This window comes from Streptomyces sp. NPDC053048 (genome assembly GCF_044547045.1).
Taxonomy (GTDB): domain Bacteria; phylum Actinomycetota; class Actinomycetes; order Streptomycetales; family Streptomycetaceae; genus Streptomyces.
The window spans coordinates 627,120-641,299 of the sequence record NZ_JBITZS010000001.1; the positions used below are offsets into that span (position 1 = coordinate 627,120).

General features: G+C 71.7%; 14 protein-coding genes and 1 other RNA gene. 7 read left to right on the top strand and 8 right to left on the bottom strand.

What is annotated here, in order from left to right; genetic code table 11:
- The first annotated feature begins 7 nt into the window (after positions 1 to 7).
- Together rnpB and ACIG36_RS03155 are read left to right on the top strand one after the other, a co-directional pair.
- Positions 8 to 418: RNase P RNA component class A (gene rnpB, locus ACIG36_RS03150), an RNA gene on the top strand.
- Between the two features lie 624 nt (positions 419 to 1,042).
- Entirely contained in the window at positions 1,043 to 1,324 is a 282-nt protein-coding gene (locus tag ACIG36_RS03155) for a peptidylprolyl isomerase (RefSeq protein WP_399920962.1), read from the top strand.
- A gap of 127 nt (positions 1,325 to 1,451) precedes the next feature.
- Here the strand turns inward: ACIG36_RS03155 and ACIG36_RS03160 are convergent, their stop codons facing one another.
- Positions 1,452 to 1,877: a superoxide dismutase family protein gene (locus tag ACIG36_RS03160; protein ID WP_399920965.1), complete on the bottom strand. Its 426-nt coding sequence runs from the start codon at positions 1,875 to 1,877 to the stop codon at positions 1,452 to 1,454.
- Positions 1,878 to 2,150: 273 nt separating this feature from the next.
- Positions 2,151 to 2,756, bottom strand: a complete 606-nt coding sequence (locus ACIG36_RS03165; RefSeq protein WP_399920968.1) for a hypothetical protein — start codon at positions 2,754 to 2,756, stop codon at positions 2,151 to 2,153.
- A 241-nt stretch (positions 2,757 to 2,997) separates the two neighbouring features.
- Between ACIG36_RS03165 and ACIG36_RS03170 the strand changes: the two genes are divergently transcribed.
- Positions 2,998 to 4,479 carry an alkaline phosphatase D family protein gene (locus ACIG36_RS03170; protein ID WP_399920971.1) on the top strand — a complete coding sequence of 494 codons (1,482 nt, stop codon included), beginning with the start codon at positions 2,998 to 3,000 and terminating at the stop codon, positions 4,477 to 4,479.
- 283 nt (positions 4,480 to 4,762) lie between these two features.
- Here the strand turns inward: ACIG36_RS03170 and ACIG36_RS03175 are convergent, their stop codons facing one another.
- Positions 4,763 to 5,341, bottom strand: a complete 579-nt coding sequence (locus tag ACIG36_RS03175) for a methyltransferase family protein (RefSeq protein WP_399920974.1) — start codon at positions 5,339 to 5,341, stop codon at positions 4,763 to 4,765.
- A gap of 316 nt (positions 5,342 to 5,657) precedes the next feature.
- Between ACIG36_RS03175 and ACIG36_RS03180 the strand changes: the two genes are divergently transcribed.
- The gene (locus tag ACIG36_RS03180) at positions 5,658 to 6,986 is read left to right on the top strand and encodes a multidrug effflux MFS transporter (protein ID WP_399920976.1); all 1,329 of its coding nucleotides are present in this window, start codon (positions 5,658 to 5,660) and stop codon (positions 6,984 to 6,986) included.
- A gap of 10 nt (positions 6,987 to 6,996) precedes the next feature.
- Positions 6,997 to 8,013, top strand: coding sequence for a small ribosomal subunit Rsm22 family protein (locus tag ACIG36_RS03185; RefSeq protein ID WP_399920979.1), 1,017 nt, complete (start codon positions 6,997 to 6,999; stop codon positions 8,011 to 8,013).
- Positions 8,014 to 8,105: 92 nt separating this feature from the next.
- Here ACIG36_RS03185 and ddaH read toward each other — a convergent pair whose 3' ends face one another.
- Together ddaH and ACIG36_RS03195 are read right to left on the bottom strand one after the other, a co-directional pair.
- On the bottom strand, positions 8,106 to 8,987 hold the full coding sequence (gene ddaH / locus ACIG36_RS03190; protein WP_399922169.1) for a dimethylargininase: 882 nt from the start codon (positions 8,985 to 8,987) through the stop codon (positions 8,106 to 8,108).
- Between the two features lie 71 nt (positions 8,988 to 9,058).
- Entirely contained in the window at positions 9,059 to 9,244 is a 186-nt protein-coding gene (locus tag ACIG36_RS03195) for a DUF6243 family protein (protein ID WP_399920982.1), read from the bottom strand.
- 129 nt (positions 9,245 to 9,373) lie between these two features.
- On the opposite strand from ACIG36_RS03195, the gene ACIG36_RS03200 reads away from it, so the two are divergent.
- A complete protein-coding gene (locus ACIG36_RS03200; protein ID WP_399920985.1) occupies positions 9,374 to 9,967 on the top strand; it encodes a TetR/AcrR family transcriptional regulator in 594 nt (197 codons plus the stop codon).
- 163 nt (positions 9,968 to 10,130) lie between these two features.
- Positions 10,131 to 10,862 (top strand): bifunctional DNA primase/polymerase, encoded by a 732-nt coding sequence (locus ACIG36_RS03205; protein WP_399920988.1) that lies wholly within the window; start codon positions 10,131 to 10,133, stop codon positions 10,860 to 10,862.
- Between the two features lie 68 nt (positions 10,863 to 10,930).
- Here the strand turns inward: ACIG36_RS03205 and ACIG36_RS03210 are convergent, their stop codons facing one another.
- The 3 genes from ACIG36_RS03210 to efeB are packed head-to-tail and all read right to left on the bottom strand — an operon-like array spanning position 10,931 to position 14,166.
- Entirely contained in the window at positions 10,931 to 11,797 is an 867-nt protein-coding gene (locus ACIG36_RS03210) for a hypothetical protein (protein WP_399920990.1), read from the bottom strand.
- Positions 11,781 to 12,773 carry an iron uptake transporter permease EfeU gene (efeU, locus tag ACIG36_RS03215; protein WP_399920993.1) on the bottom strand — a complete coding sequence of 331 codons (993 nt, stop codon included), beginning with the start codon at positions 12,771 to 12,773 and terminating at the stop codon, positions 11,781 to 11,783. Before efeU ends, ACIG36_RS03210 begins: the two co-directional genes overlap by 17 nt.
- 37 nt (positions 12,774 to 12,810) lie before the next feature.
- A complete protein-coding gene (efeB, locus tag ACIG36_RS03220) occupies positions 12,811 to 14,166 on the bottom strand; it encodes an iron uptake transporter deferrochelatase/peroxidase subunit (RefSeq protein WP_399920996.1) in 1,356 nt (451 codons plus the stop codon).
- Positions 14,167 to 14,180 lie beyond the last annotated feature (14 nt).

Genomic DNA, 14,180 nt, shown 5'->3' on the forward strand with positions numbered 1-14,180 from the left:
CGGCGGACGAGCCGGCCGGGCGGCCGCGAGGGACCTTCACCGGTCCTTCGAGGAACGTCCGGGCTCCACACGGCAGGGTGGTGGGTAACGCCCACCCGGGGTGACCCGCGGGACAGTGCCACAGAAAACAGACCGCCGGGGATCTTCGGATTCCCGGTAAGGGTGAAACGGTGGTGTAAGAGACCACCAGCGTCCGAGGTGACTCGGACGGCTAGGTAAACCCCACCCGGAGCAAGGTCAAGAGGGGCAGCCGCTTCACGGCGGCGGCCCTGCGCGGACGACCGAGGGCTGCCCGCCCGAGTCCGCGGGTAGACCGCACGAGCCTGCCGGCAACGGCAGGCCTAGATGGATGGCCGCCTCCCCGGCCCCCGCAAGGGGACCGGGAGACAGAACCCGGCGTACAGGCCGGTCTCGTCCGTCGGCCATCTGAGGCGGGGCCCTCTGATCTGCGAATCCGCAGGTCAGAGGGTTTTTGCGTGGGGCGAGTCCGCCACCGCGTCGGCGACCTACCGGATCGGGGTTGATACCGCCGGCGACGACGGTGGTCCGATCGTCATCATCCCCAAACCGAGTGGCTGAGGCGCGTACGCTGCCTCGAAACGGAAGGGGCAGTGAACCAGTGGAATGGATCGACCCCAGGTATGCCGACCTCGTCGAGGCGATGCGGAAGGCTCGAGCTCTTGCCGCTCACGAAGGTGCCGACCGGCCAGTGAGGGGGTTCGTCGTCCCGACCGAGCACGACAGCGCCGAGTGAACCCGGCGGGCCCGGCTGCTTCTTCTCGCAGTGGCGGCCGGGAGTCGCCGCGAAGTGGCGATTCCGTGGCGACCGCGTCCTCCGGACGAGGAACGTCGCAGGTCAGCGCATGTGAGTGCACTATGCCCGGCGTACAGGCCGGTCTCGTCCGGCGCCCGGCTCCGCATGAATCGTTGGGGCGTGACCATCGGCAAGGAACACGCCGCGTTGCCCGAACAACGCCGGATCAGGGCTCTGTAGCATGCCGAGTAGCTCATTTCATGATCGGGCCACTTGAAAGGACATGTGATGGCCAGGGCCACTGCTCGCCACATCCTGGTGAAGACGGAAGCCGAAGCGTTGCAGCTCAAGGAGCAGATCGAGGGCGGTGCGGACTTTGCCGAGCTCGCCAAGAAGCACTCCTCGTGCCCCTCTTCTCGCGATGGAGGCAACCTCGGCTCGTTCGGGCCGGGACAGATGGTTCCCGAGTTCGACCAGGTTGTCTTCAGCGCGCCGATCAACGAGGTTCAGGGCCCGGTGAAGACGCAGTTCGGGATGCATCTCATCGAGGTCACCAGCCGGCAGGACTAGGAGAGCTGCACGGCCGATCACGCGCCATCGCCGTGATCGGCCGGACAGCTGGAAGCGGCTCGCAGGGTCAGACCGGGGTGCAGGAAACGACGCCAGGGAGGCGTACTGCTGTGCCCCCGCAGTCAAGTCACCGGAAAGGCACATTCACGCACGCCAGCCGGGCGCCCGCCATTCCCGCGTGGCCGGGGGCCGTTTCCGTGGCGTGTTCGTGGATGACCACCGAACGGGCCTCGCCCGCACGGAATCGCCATTGCACCGTCGATGAAGAGTCGCCGTCGCCGCGCCCGTTCGTGGTGAAGTCGAGCCACACCTCGTTGCGCGGGTTCGCGAATTGAGGGTCGGTCGAGGGCGGGTTGGGGTCCTTGACGTTCTGGTAGTGCGGGCCCGACGCGTCCGGTGTGTTGCCGCACGGCTCGGTGTGGACATGGGCGCCGAACGTCCGGTTCGCCTGGATGCCCTCCACGCTCAGCTCGACGACGGTTTCGTCGTCATCGACGCTTTCCGTCACCGTCACCCCGCTGCCGTCCGGTATCGCCTTCGTGTCGAAGGTCACCGCCTGGTGGGTGCCGCCTCCGGCAGCGGATCTGAACCGGCCCTCCACCACGACGTCGTGATCTGTCGCCACCCCCGTCATGGGCGATGACACCGCCATGGCAGCGGCAAGCACGGAAATGAGAAGGGACATGCTCCGACCCCTTTCCTCGCGCCGCCCATTCCTTTCCGTCCACCCGCCCCACGGGCCGCGCGATCTCATCCCACCGTATCCGGCCGGTCCGGCCCTCGCGCGGTGAGAAAGTCGAGAAAGGCGGCAACAGCCGGAATCGCCTCACGGCGTGCTGAACGTGAAGTTCGAGTGCCCCGTCGCCAGCCGGGTGCCGTCCGACGCGTACGCGGTGACCTGGACCTGCCAGTGGACGGTCGGGGTCGGGACGATGAAGGTGGGCTTCCAGTCCGTGCGGTCCCAGTTGAGGACCGGGGACGTGATCGTGCTGTCCTCGCTCATCGGGAGCTTGGTGGCGTTGTTGTAGGTGTGCCACCTGATGAAGCCCGTGCGGCCCTTGAGGCCGGTGAAGGTGATGTTGGCCTGGAGCTTGGTGACGGTCGGGGTCACCGCGCCCAGCGGGACCACGCTGTTGATCTTTGCCGAGACCCTGAGCGTCGGGGCGGCGGTCGTCGGGGCCGTGGAGAGTACGGGCGACGGCGGCGCGGTCGTCGTGGCGGGCGGGGGTGCCGGGGGAGGGGACGGCGGGGCGTCCTCGGCCCAGGGGGCCGCCTTGACCAGGACCGGGACGAACGCCGCCAGCACCACGGCCAGACCGCCCGTGACCCAGTACGTCCACACCCGCGACCAGATCCGGCCGCCCGGCGACGGATCCGGCGACGGCCCCGGCGCCGGGCCCGGTGGTGGTGGAGGGTCTCCGTCCGGGCTCATGCGGCCACCCCCTCGGTGTCCCCTCGGTCCGCCCCTCGTTCTGGGAGGACGCTACACCCGGAATCGGCCATTCAGGCCGGTGGGGAAGCCGTCTCGAGGGGTGCGCGAGCCGCCGTGCGCCCCCGGCGGCCCCAGGAGACGTCCCGCCCCCGGGGCAGCGCACCGCGCCACCCTGATCTGCCGTCAAATGTTCGTCCCCACAGGCCTTCACAGTCACCCCAGCCACGCGCACTCTGTGCGCATGACCCCCCTCGGAGAAAACCCCTTCACCCTCGGCGTGGCGTCCGGCGACTGCCTCCCCGACTCCGTGGTCCTGTGGACCCGGCTCGCCCCCGCCCCCTACGAGCCCGGCAACGGTCTCCCCGCCGACGGCGCCATCGACGTCCAGTGGGAACTGTCCTTGGACGAATCGTTCAGCAGGCTCCAGCAGAGCGGCACCGTCCCGGCCCCCGCCGCCGACAACCACACCGTCCACCTCGAGTTACGCGGCCTCGAGCCCGGCCGCGTGTACTGGTACCGCTTCCGCACCGGCAGATGGATCAGCCCCGTCGGCCGCACCCGCACCGCTCCCGCCCCCGATGCCGCCGTCCCCGGCCTCGCCTTCGGGCTGCTGTCCTGCCAGCAGTACGACGAGGGGTACTACACCGCCCTCGCCCACCTCGCGCGCGAGGAGCTCGACGCGGTCTTCTTCGTCGGCGACTACATCTACGAGAACGCCATCGACGCCCAGGCCGGCGCGCGCCGGTACACCGAGACGCCCCTCCCCGAGTTCTTCGACCACTGGACGTGGGACCTGACCGACTACCGCCTGCGCTACGCCCTGGGCAAGTCCGACCCCGACCTGCAGGCCGCGCACGCCGCCCACCCCTGGTTCGTCACCTGGGACGACCACGAGGTCGAGAACAACTACGCGGGCCTGGTCTCCCAGAACAACGACCCCCTCGACGTCTTCCGCGCCCGCCGCGCCGCCGCGTACCGGGCGTACTGGGAGAACATGCCGCTGCGGGAGGCACACAGACCCACGGGCCCCGACATGCCCCTGTACCGCCGCTTCCACTACGGGCGCCTCGCGCAGTTCGACATCCTCGACATCCGCCAGTACCGCTCCGACCAGGCCTACGGCAATGGCTGGGAGTACCCGGGGCCCGAGTCCGAGGACCCCGCCCGCACCATCACCGGGGACGCGCAGGAGCGCTGGATCGTCGACGGCTTCCACGCCTCCACCGCCCGCTGGAATGTCGTCGCCCAGCCGGTCGTCCTCAGCCGCCGCAAGAACACCACCGCCGCCCGCTCCCGCCTCTCCATGGACGCCTGGGACGGCTACCCGGCGTCCCGCGCCCGCGTCCTGGACGGCGCCGAGCGGGCCGGCGTCGAGAACCTGGTCGTCCTCTCCGGTGACGTGCACGTCCACTACGCCATGGACATCAAGCGCGACTTCGACGACCCCGCCTCCCGCACCGTGGGCGTCGAGGTGGTCGGCACGTCCGTCTCCAGCGGATTCGACGGCGAGGAGCGCCCGGACGACTGGAACCTGATGCTGGCCGCCAACCCGCACATGAAGTATTACGACGCCCGCCGCGGCTATGTGATCGTCACCCTCGACGAGGAACGGCTGGAGGCCGATTTCCGCACGCTGACGGGCGTGGTCACCCCCGGCGGAGCCATCTCCACCGCCGCCCGCTTCGTCTCCGAGGCCGGGGCCCCGGGCTTCAGCCGGGCCTGAGGCGTGTCCGACGGATCGCGTGCCTGCGTCGTGCCGGCGTCGTTCCGGCCGACATGGGGCGAGGCGACCTGTCGGATCGGGAGTGGGCCCGGCTTGAGCCGCACTTTGACGGACTGCGAGTGGCTGCCACGCCGGGCCGGCAGGCGGGGCCGCGGGCTTCCTTACCCGCGCGGCCGCGTGCTTCCACGGCCAGGGCATTCCCCGCATCGAGCGGCGGGCCAATACACCTAGGCCCTGTCCGGTGGGTCCGTGCGGTACCGGTGGTGATCCCAGGTACTGCGTTTCACCACACTCCTGGGATCAGCCTGCGGGTACGGCCGGCGTACGCCCGGTACTCCTCGCCCAGGCCGTCGAGCAGCATCCGCTCTTCCACGTGTATCCGGTACCCCACGGCCGTCAGGCAGCACGCAGCGATGAGCAGCCAGGACAGTGCGTTGCCGAACAGGACGGAATAGCCGAGCACGGCCAGCAGCAGGCCGCCGTAGGCGGGGTGCCGCATCCACCGGTAGGGCCCGGAGCTGACCACTCGGTGCTCGTGCTGGATGTGCACCGCGACCCGGAAGAACCGGCCCAGCGTGATGACCGACCACAAGCGCAGCGCGATGCCTGCCGATGCGACGGCCAGCACTGCGCCTCGCAATACCTGCCCGTGGACGGGATAGGACAAGGCCGTGACCTCGTGCCGCGTCAGCGTGGCCAGCGTCGTACCACCGGCCAGGAGCGCCAAGAGGACCACCAAGCTGCGTCGCTCGGTCCGCTCGGTCCGCTCGCTGCTCAGCTGCTCGTGCAGTTGCAGCAACAGCTCGCCCGCAGCCCACGCCCACCCCGTACAGATCAAGGCGAGGTCCACAAGCTGGTGCATCGCCGCGCCTCCGGTCTGTCCGGCACCCTGCCGGGCAATGGGTTCCCCTCTCAAGAGTCCCCCCGGGGGACTGTCCGAAAAACGGATGCCCGCCTGTCCACCATGGCTGCGTCGGCCCGTTCAGCCGGACTCCCCCATGCGAGCCGTCGGACACGCCCCAGCCAGGGCGTCCCCATCGGACGGCACGGCTCCTCGCCCGCCGCCCCCGCGTAGCGCACATCACTACCTGTAAGGGCCATGGATCCGGCACGCGCATGACACCATGGAAGTAACTTGAAACTTGCATGAAACACCCCAAATCCATGGAGAAGCGACGATGACGGACCCCGGCCGCCCCCAGGCCGTAGCCGACCGGACCACCGGGCGGCCGGCCGCCGCGGCCGGCGCCCGCCGCACCAGCCTGCTCGTCACCTTCGTCCTCGGCGGCCTCACCGCCCTCCCGCCGCTCTCCATGGACATGTACCTCCCCGCTCTGCCGGAGGTCACCGACGCGCTGCGCAGTCCCGCCGCGACCGTTCAGCTCACCCTCACCGCCTGCCTCATGGGCATGGCGCTGGGCCAGCTCGTCGTCGGCCCTATGAGCGACAAGTGGGGGCGCCGCCGTCCCCTGCTGGCCGGCATGGTGATCTACGTCCTGGCCACCGCCGCCTGCGCGCTGGCCCCCACCGCCGGACTGCTGATCACCTTCCGGCTGATCCAGGGCCTCGCGGGCGCCGCGGGCATCGTGATCGCCCGTGCGGTCGTGCGCGACCTGTACGACGGCGTGGCCATGGCCCGCTTCTTCTCCACCCTCATGCTGATCTCCGGCGTCGCCCCCGTCGTCGCGCCGCTCATCGGCGGCCAGATCCTGCGCCTGACCGACTGGCGGGGCGTCTTCGTCGTCCTGACCGTCATCGGTGCCGTCCTCACCGTCGTGGTCTGGCGCTCGCTGGACGAGACCCTGCCGCCCGGCCGGCGGCAGGCCGGCGGCCTCGGCCAGGCGCTGCGCACCATGCGCGGCCTGCTGGCCGACCGGGTCTTCACCGGCTACATGCTCGCCGGCGGCTTCGCCTTCGCCGCGCTCTTCGCCTACATCTCCGCCTCGCCGTTCGTCGTCCAGGACATCTACGGCGCCTCCCCGCAGACCTTCAGCCTGCTCTTCGGCCTGAACTCCGTCGGGCTGGTCGCCGTCGGGCAGATCAACGGCAAGCTGCTGGTCGGCCGGGTGAGCATGGACAAGGTCCTGGCCGTGGGCCTGGCGGTCATCGCGCTCGCGGCGGCCGCGCTGCTCGTCATGGCCTCCGGCGTCCTCGGCCGGCCGGGGCTGGCGCCGGTGGCGGCCGGGCTGTTCGTCCTGATGTCCGCGATGGGCCTGGCCATGCCCAACACCAACGCGCAGGCGCTGATGCGCTCGGGCAACGCCGCGGGCTCCGCCTCCGCGCTGCTGGGCACGTCCACGTTCCTGCTCGGTGCCGTCGCCTCCCCGCTCGTCGGCATCGCGGGCGAGCACACGGCGGTGCCCATGGCGACGGTCCAGCTCGTCTGCGCGCTGGCGGGCGTCGCCTGCTTCGCCCTGCTGTGCCGGCCCTGGCGCCCCCGGCCGGAAGCCTCAGCAGGGACATCAGCAGAAACATCAGAAGAAACAACAGTCACGTCAGCCGCCTAGACTTTCTGAAATGCACGCTCCCGTACACGCGCCGACCGGCGAAACCCTGCGTACCGCCCTGGCCGGCCTCCTCGACGGTCTGCCGCCCCGGCAGGCCACCCAGGCCGTGGAGCGGCTGATATCCCACTACCGGGGCCGCATCCCCACCCACACCCCCGTGCTGCGCGACCGTTCCGACGTCGTCGCCTACGCCGCCTACCGCATGCCCGCCACCTTCGAGGCCGTGCGCTCGGCTCTCGAGGCCTTCCGCGACCGGCTGCCGGAGTGGACGCCCGCCACCCACGTGGACGTCGGCGGCGGCACGGGCGCGGCGACCTGGGCGGTGGCCGCCGCGTGGAGCGAGGACGAGCACCGCACGACCGTCCTGGACTGGGCGGAGCCCGCGCTGGCGCTGGGCGAGGAACTGGCGCGGGAGGCGGAGTCGCGGGCGCTGCGCACCGCGACCTGGCAGCGGCGGACGATCGGGGACGGGCTGACGATCCCCGGCGCCGACCTGATCACCGTCTCGTACGTGCTGAACGAGCTCACCGAGGCCGACCGCCGGGCGCTGACCGACGAGGTGGCCCGCGCGGCGCGCGGAGTGGTCGTCGTCGAGCCGGGCACCCCGGACGGCTATCTGCGGATCAACGAGGCCCGCGACCGGCTCGTCGCCGCCGGCTTCCGCATCGTCGCACCCTGCCCGCACAGCACCGCGTGCCCCATAGCGCCGGGCGAGGACTGGTGCCACTTCTCGGCCCGGGTGAGCCGTTCGTCGCTGCACCGGCAGGTCAAGGGCGGCTCGCTGGCCTACGAGGACGAGAAGTTCGCGTACGTGGCGGCCGTCCGCGAGGGCGAGGCCCCCGGCGCCGCGGGCCGCATCGTGCGCAAGCCGCAGATCCGCAAGGGCCAGGTGCTGCTCGACCTGTGCACGCCCGAGGGCGGCCTGACGCGGGAGACGGTGACCAAGCGGCACGGCACCCTCTACCGCGCGGCGCGCGACGCCGAGTGGGGCGACGAGTGGGACGTGCCGGCCGCGGCCGGCCAGTAGCCAGTAGCCGGGGCCGGGGCCCGAACCAGTAGCCGGGGCCGGTGGCCGGAGCGCCGCCCCGGCCGCCGCCCCGGCCACCGCTCACCGGGGCGTCAGCCCCTGAGCTCCTGCGTGCAGCACTTCACGCTGCCGCCGCCCTTGAGGAGTTCACCGAGGTCCATGCCGATCGGCTCGTAGCCTCTCGCCCGCAGCGGCTCGAAGAGGCCCACCGCCGCCTGCGGCAGCAGGACATGGCGGCCGTCGCTGACCGCGTTGAGGCCCAGGGCCGCCGCGTCCTCCTCGGTCGCGATCAGCGCGTCGGGGAACAGCCGCTCGAGGACCGCCCGGCTGCCGGGTGAGAACGCGCCGGGGTAGTACATGATCTCGCCGTCGGTGGAGTCGTCGAGCACGCACAGCGCCGTGTCGAGGTGGTAGTAGCGCGGGTCGACCAGGTCGAGCCCGATGACCGGGCGGCCGAAGAACTCCTGTGCCTCGGGGTGCGAGAGCGGGCTGCTGCGGAAGCCGCGGCCGGCGAGCAGCCAGGTGGCGGTGACGGCGAAGTCGCCCTCGGCCTCGTTGATGTGGTTCGGCTCGCGCACCTCGGCGTACCCGTTGGCCCGGAACCACTCCAGGTGCACGCCCGCCTCGGCCCAGCGCTCGGGGTGCGCGAAGCGGGCGCCGAGGACGCGGCCGTCGACGACCGTGGCGCCGTTGGCGGCGTAGACCATGTCGGGCAGGTCGGGGCGAGGGGTGAGCTCCTCCACGGTGTGGCCGAGGGAGCGGTAGCGGTCGCGCAGGTGCTCCCACTGCGCGAGGGCGAGCGGCAGGTCGACCGGCTTGCCCGGGTCCATCCAGGGGTTGATCGAGTATGTGACCCGGAAGTACGTGGGCGGGCACATCAGGTAGCGCCGAGGGGTGGATGCACGCGGGGCTGTACGCAAGTCGCGCTCCTCACGGTGGTGTTGGGCACGTACGTGGCTGTCGTACGTGCCCAAATCGTCCACGCTGCGCGACGTCGGCGCATGAACCGTACGGGTGGTTTATCGACGGCCCATTTACGGAGCGGCTACGCACCGCCCCGGCCCGCGCGCCCCTCCCGCAGAGAGCGCAGCAGCTCCCGCTTCTGCGCGTTGGCGTCGATGGCGCCCCCGTTCGCGCGCCCGCCCCGGCCGCCGCCGCGCAGCGCCTTGCGGGAGAGGTTGCTGCGGGTACCGCCGACTCCGAGCATTCCGCCCGCATTGCCCCGGCTCATATGGGTTCTCCCTTCGTTTGGCGAGACGCATCGTCTCGCAACACCCCTCACTTTGAACGAGACGGTTCGTCTTGTCAAGGGTTTTGGAGACGATACGTTTCGCCTCAAGCCCCCGCTACACTGCGCGCCATGGCCACCACCAGAACCCCCGACGCCACCCGCCGCAGCGAACGCTCCCGGCGCGCGATCTTCGACGCCGCCCTCGAACTCGTCGGCGAGGTCGGCTACGACAAGCTCACCATCGAGGGCATCGCCTCCCGCGCCGGCGTCGGCAAGCAGACGATCTACCGCTGGTGGCCGTCCAAGGCCGCCGTGCTCCTCGACGCGTTCATCGCCGACGCGGGCGACGAGCCGATCCGGCTGCCCGACACCGGCGACGTGGCCGCCGACCTCAAGTCCGTCCTGCGTGCCACCGTCGACGAGTTCAACGACCCCAAGTTCGAGGCCCCCTACCGGGCGCTCGCGGTCGCCGGGGCCAATGACCCCGAACTCTCCGAACAGTTCGTGAACCGGCTGCAGGACACCGGCTTCCAGGCCTACGTCGAGCGGCTGCGGCGCGCCCGCGAGGCCGGCCAGATCGCCGAGGACGCCGACCTCGGCATCGCCGCCGAGACGATCGTGAGCCCCTTCTCCCAGCGCTGGCTCATGCGTACGGCCCCGCTCACCTACGACTTCGTCGACACCCTCGTCGACCAGGTGCTGCGCGGCATCGCCAAGCGCTGAAACCCCCGCCAGCTCCACCGACGCCCCGCCGGACCCCGCCGCCCGCCCGCGTGCCGCCCGCCGACGCGGCCGGTCTCACACCCCCCGGATGCGTTCGGCGGTCACACCAGGAGCAGGATGGTGGCAGCATTGACCGGAGACCGCGGTCGAAGTGAGGGGATAGATGGAACGCAAGAGCAGGTTCTCCCAATGGCTGCGCCGCCCCAGGAGCGGAGCGGGCGGCGATACGGGCACGGGGGCGGCCACCGGAGCCGCCCGCGAGGAGCTGCTCCTGGCCGCGGCCGCCGCGGGGTTCCCCCTGGCACCGGCCGCGCACCCCTCCGGCTACGGCTGTTCCTGTGAGCGCATCGGCTGTCCCACCCCCGGGCGCCACCCGGTCTCCTTCGCCTGGCAGACCCTCGCCACCACCGACGCCGACAAGGTCACCAAATGGCTGCGCGGCCAGCCGGAGGCCAACTTCGTCACCGCCACCGGCATCGCCCACGACGTCCTCGACGTCCCCGCCGAGGCCGGCCGCAAGGCACTGGACCGGCTGACGGCCGCCGGCATCGAGGTGGGCCCGGTCGCCACCATCGCCCAGGACGACCGGATGCTGTTCTTCACGGCCACCCGCGGCACCCCGGACGACGAGGACGAGTGGTGGCCCTGCGAGCTGGACTGCCATCCCGAGACCATGGACGAGCATCCGGGCCTGCGCTGGCACTGCCGCGGCAGCTATGTGCTGCTGCCCCCGTCCCGGCTGCCCGGTGACGAGCCGGTGGTCTGGCTGCTGGGCGCCGAACGCCCGCTGCCGGACCCGCTGACCCTGCTGGAGGCGCTGACCGACGCCTGCGCCCAGTACGCGGGGGACCGTCAGGACCACGAGCCGGCCCACCCCTGGCCGATCGGCCGCTGAAGCCCGCCGTGGCCACCGGCCCTTGACGGGGTTGCTCGCCCCTCGAGGCGTTGCTCGCCCTTTCGGCGCTACTCGCCCTTGACGGCGGTCAGGGACTCGATCCGGTTGAGGAAGACCACCGGCCCGCCCCCGGACCCCGCCGGGATCCGCACCGCCGACTCCGACACGCGCGTGTACGTCACCGCCCGCTCGAGGTCGCCCTTGAGCAGCGCCTTCGTCCGCGGCTCGGTGACCGAGGGGCGCACGCCCTTGACCATGGTGCGCTTCTCGCGGTGGTGCGCGGTGAAGAAGGCCACCACCGCGCCGTCGCGCGTGCGCAGCGCCGGCACGGGGAAGCCGGGGGCCTTGTCGGGCGTGTCGATGTACTCGGTCCAGAACGTGGGGGTCCGCGCCAGCTTCGCCCGCTCGGCGCGCAGCAGCGAGGTCGCGCCACCGGGGGCGAACGTCCTGCCCTCGCCGGTGCGCAGGTAGTCGGTGTACGAGCGGCTCAGCGCCTCCGGCGCCGGGCCCGGCCCGTCCCCGCCGGCCGGCACGGCCTCGGCGTAGCCGTCCTTGCCGACCGCGAACTCCGGCACCTTCCCCTCGGCCAGCAGCGTCAGGTAGGAGGCCTTCCAGGGTTCCTTCGCCGCTTCGCGCGTGAACACCACCAGCCACCGGTTCCGGTCCCGGTTGCTGCGGGTGTCGGCGACGAAGAACTTCGGCCAGCCGGCCATCTTCGGGATGGTGAATCGGGCGTTGTCCAGCTTGAGCGCGGGATAGCCCGGATTGCCGCGCGGGGTGACGGCGCGCTGGGCGGCCAGATCGGCCCTGCCTATCTCGGCCAGCGCACCGCTCTCGACCCGGTCCACCAGGGCCGGGTCGAGCTTGCGGTACGCCTCGGTGTAGCCGTCCGTGAACGCCGTGAGGACCTCGGCGGCCTCAGCCCTGCTGCTCACCGACGGAATGACCGCCCGTTCGCCGTGCACCGTCACGCAGCCTGTCGCCGTCAGCAGCAGCGGCACCGTCAGAGCCGCGGACAGAACCGGGGACAGAGCCGGGGACAGTCGGCGTGGCGACCGGCGTCTCATCGTGCTTGGACTCCTCGGTGGCTGCTCGGGACGGCGCCACACTACCCGCCCGGCCCGGGGCGAAGAACACCACCAGGGTCGGGACCAGGTACAGCGTCCACACCGCGACCTGAAGCCACGTCGGGTCGGCCTGGAAGTTGAGGACGCCCTTCAGCAGCGTGCCGTACCAGCTGTCGGCCGGCACCTGCTCGCTGACGTCGAACGCCTTGTTCCCCAGGCCCGGCAGGACGTCGGCCTCCTGCAGGTCGTGGAAGCCGTAGGCGAGGACGCCCGCCGCGACCACGACCAGCATGGCGCCGGTCCAGGTGAAGAACCTCGCCAGATTGATCCGCAGCGCGCCCCGGTAGAACAGCCAGCCCAGCGCCACCGCCGTCAGCAGGCCCAGCACCGCGCCGGTCAGCGGCCGCAGCCCGTCGTCGGTGGCCTGCGCGGCGGCCCACACGAACAGCGCGGTCTCCAGGCCCTCCCGGCCGACGGCCAGGAAGGCGGTGACGACCAGCGCGCCCGTGCCCATCGCCAGCGCCGCGTCCAGCTTGCCGTGCAGTTCCCGCTTCAGATGCCGCGCGGTGCGCCGCATCCAGAAGACCATCCACGTCACCAGGCCGACGGCGATGATCGACAGCGAGCCGCCGAGCAGCTCCTGCGCCTCGAAGGTCAGGGTCTGCGAGCCGAAGGTGAGCAGGGCGCCGAAGCCCATGCTGAGCAGCACGGCCACGGCGATGCCGGTCCACACCGGCGGCAGGGCGTCCTTGCGCCCTGTCTTCACCAGGTAGGCGACGAGGATGCAGACGACCAGGCCGGCCTCGAGGCCCTCGCGCAGGCCGATCAGGTAGTTGCCGAACACGCGGCGCCCCCCTTCCGGTCGAAACCACGGATACGGATCACGCGAACAGCCCCTTGCCCCACCAGTCGCCCTCGTCCCGGACGCCCGGCGGCACGGCGAAGACGGCCGACCCCACGTGCTGGATGTACTCGTTCAGCGAGTCGTTGCGGGCGAGGTTCATCTGCAGCGGCACGAAGGAGTCCCGCACGTCCCGCTGGTACGCGATGAAGAACAGCCCGGCGTCCAGGCGGCCCAGCCTGTCGGTGCCGTCCGTGAAGGAGTAGCCGCGGCGGAGGATGGTGGCGCCCGCGTTGCTGTCCGGGTGGGCCAGGCGCACATGGGCGTCCGGCTTCATCGCCTTGAGGTTGGGCTCGTCGCGCTCGCGCTGCCCGCCCACCGGCGCGCCCTGGGCCTTGTCGCGGCCGAAGATGTCCTCCTGCTCCTGCAGCGAGGTGCGGTCCCAGGTCTCGATGTGCATCCGGATCCGGCGGGCCACCAGGTACGAGCCGCCGGCCATCCACGCCGGGCCGTCCTTCCCGCCCACCCAGACGTGCTGGTCGAGGGCGGCGTCGTCGGTGCCCGAGATGTTCCGGGTGCCGTCCTTGAAGCCCATCATGTTGCGCGGCGTCTGCTCGTCCGGCGTCGTCGAGGACGTCTTGCCGAAGCCGAGCTGCGACCAGCGGATCGCGACCTTCCCCATGCCGATGCGGGCCAGGTTGCGGATCGCGTGCACCGCGACCTGCGGGTCGTCGGCGCAGGCCTGTACGCACAGGTCGCCGCCGCTGCGCGCCGGGTCGAGGTTGTCGCCGGGGAAGGCGGGCAGGTCGATCAGGGCCTGCGGGCGGCGTGCCTTGATGCCGAAGCGGTCCTCGCCGTCCTTCTCGAACAGGCCCGGTCCGACGCCGAAGGTCAGGGTCAGCCGGGACGGCTTGAGGCCGAGGGCCTCGCCGGTGTCGTCCGGCGGCAGCTCCGGCTGCCCGCCGTACGCGCCGTCGCCGACCTCCTGACCGGCCGTCATCCGCTCGGCGGCGGCCGTCCATTCCCGCAGCACCTTGACCAGCGCGGCGCGGTCGGAGGTGGTGACGTCGAACGCCGCGAAGTGCAGGCGGTCCTGCACGGGCGTGGCGATGCCGGCCTGGTGGGCGCCGCGGAAGGGCACCGCGGCACCGGCCGACGCGGCCGGGCCGGCGGCGCCGCCGGTGCGCAGCGCGGCCGCGGTGCCCCCGGCGGCGGCCGCGCCGAGCGCGAGCCCGGCGCCGCCCCAGCCCAGTACCGCACGGCGCGAGGGGGTGGCCCGCACGGCCTCGCCTCTCCCGTCCGTCCCGTTGCCGTCGCTGGTCGCGTCTGTCGCGTTCTTCGGGGCTGTCGCGTCCGTCGGGTCCGTCGCGTTCGTCGGGTCCGTCACGTCCGTCATGGGAATGTCCTCCC

What these genes read in the sequence shown, in the direction of transcription:
- ACIG36_RS03155 (WP_399920962.1), top strand. Translation starts at nt 1,043, where the DNA reads ATGGCCAGGGCCACTGCTCGCCACATCCTGGTGAAGACGGAAGCCGAA.
- ACIG36_RS03165 (WP_399920968.1), bottom strand. Translation starts at nt 2,756, where the DNA reads ATGAGCCCGGACGGAGACCCTCCACCACCACCGGGCCCGGCGCCGGGG.
- ACIG36_RS03170 (WP_399920971.1), top strand. Translation starts at nt 2,998, where the DNA reads ATGACCCCCCTCGGAGAAAACCCCTTCACCCTCGGCGTGGCGTCCGGC.
- ACIG36_RS03175 (WP_399920974.1), bottom strand. Translation starts at nt 5,341, where the DNA reads ATGCACCAGCTTGTGGACCTCGCCTTGATCTGTACGGGGTGGGCGTGG.
- ACIG36_RS03180 (WP_399920976.1), top strand. Translation starts at nt 5,658, where the DNA reads ATGACGGACCCCGGCCGCCCCCAGGCCGTAGCCGACCGGACCACCGGG.
- ACIG36_RS03185 (WP_399920979.1), top strand. Translation starts at nt 6,997, where the DNA reads ATGCACGCTCCCGTACACGCGCCGACCGGCGAAACCCTGCGTACCGCC.
- ACIG36_RS03195 (WP_399920982.1), bottom strand. Translation starts at nt 9,244, where the DNA reads ATGAGCCGGGGCAATGCGGGCGGAATGCTCGGAGTCGGCGGTACCCGC.
- ACIG36_RS03200 (WP_399920985.1), top strand. Translation starts at nt 9,374, where the DNA reads ATGGCCACCACCAGAACCCCCGACGCCACCCGCCGCAGCGAACGCTCC.
- ACIG36_RS03205 (WP_399920988.1), top strand. Translation starts at nt 10,131, where the DNA reads ATGGAACGCAAGAGCAGGTTCTCCCAATGGCTGCGCCGCCCCAGGAGC.
- efeB (WP_399920996.1), bottom strand. Translation starts at nt 14,166, where the DNA reads ATGACGGACGTGACGGACCCGACGAACGCGACGGACCCGACGGACGCG.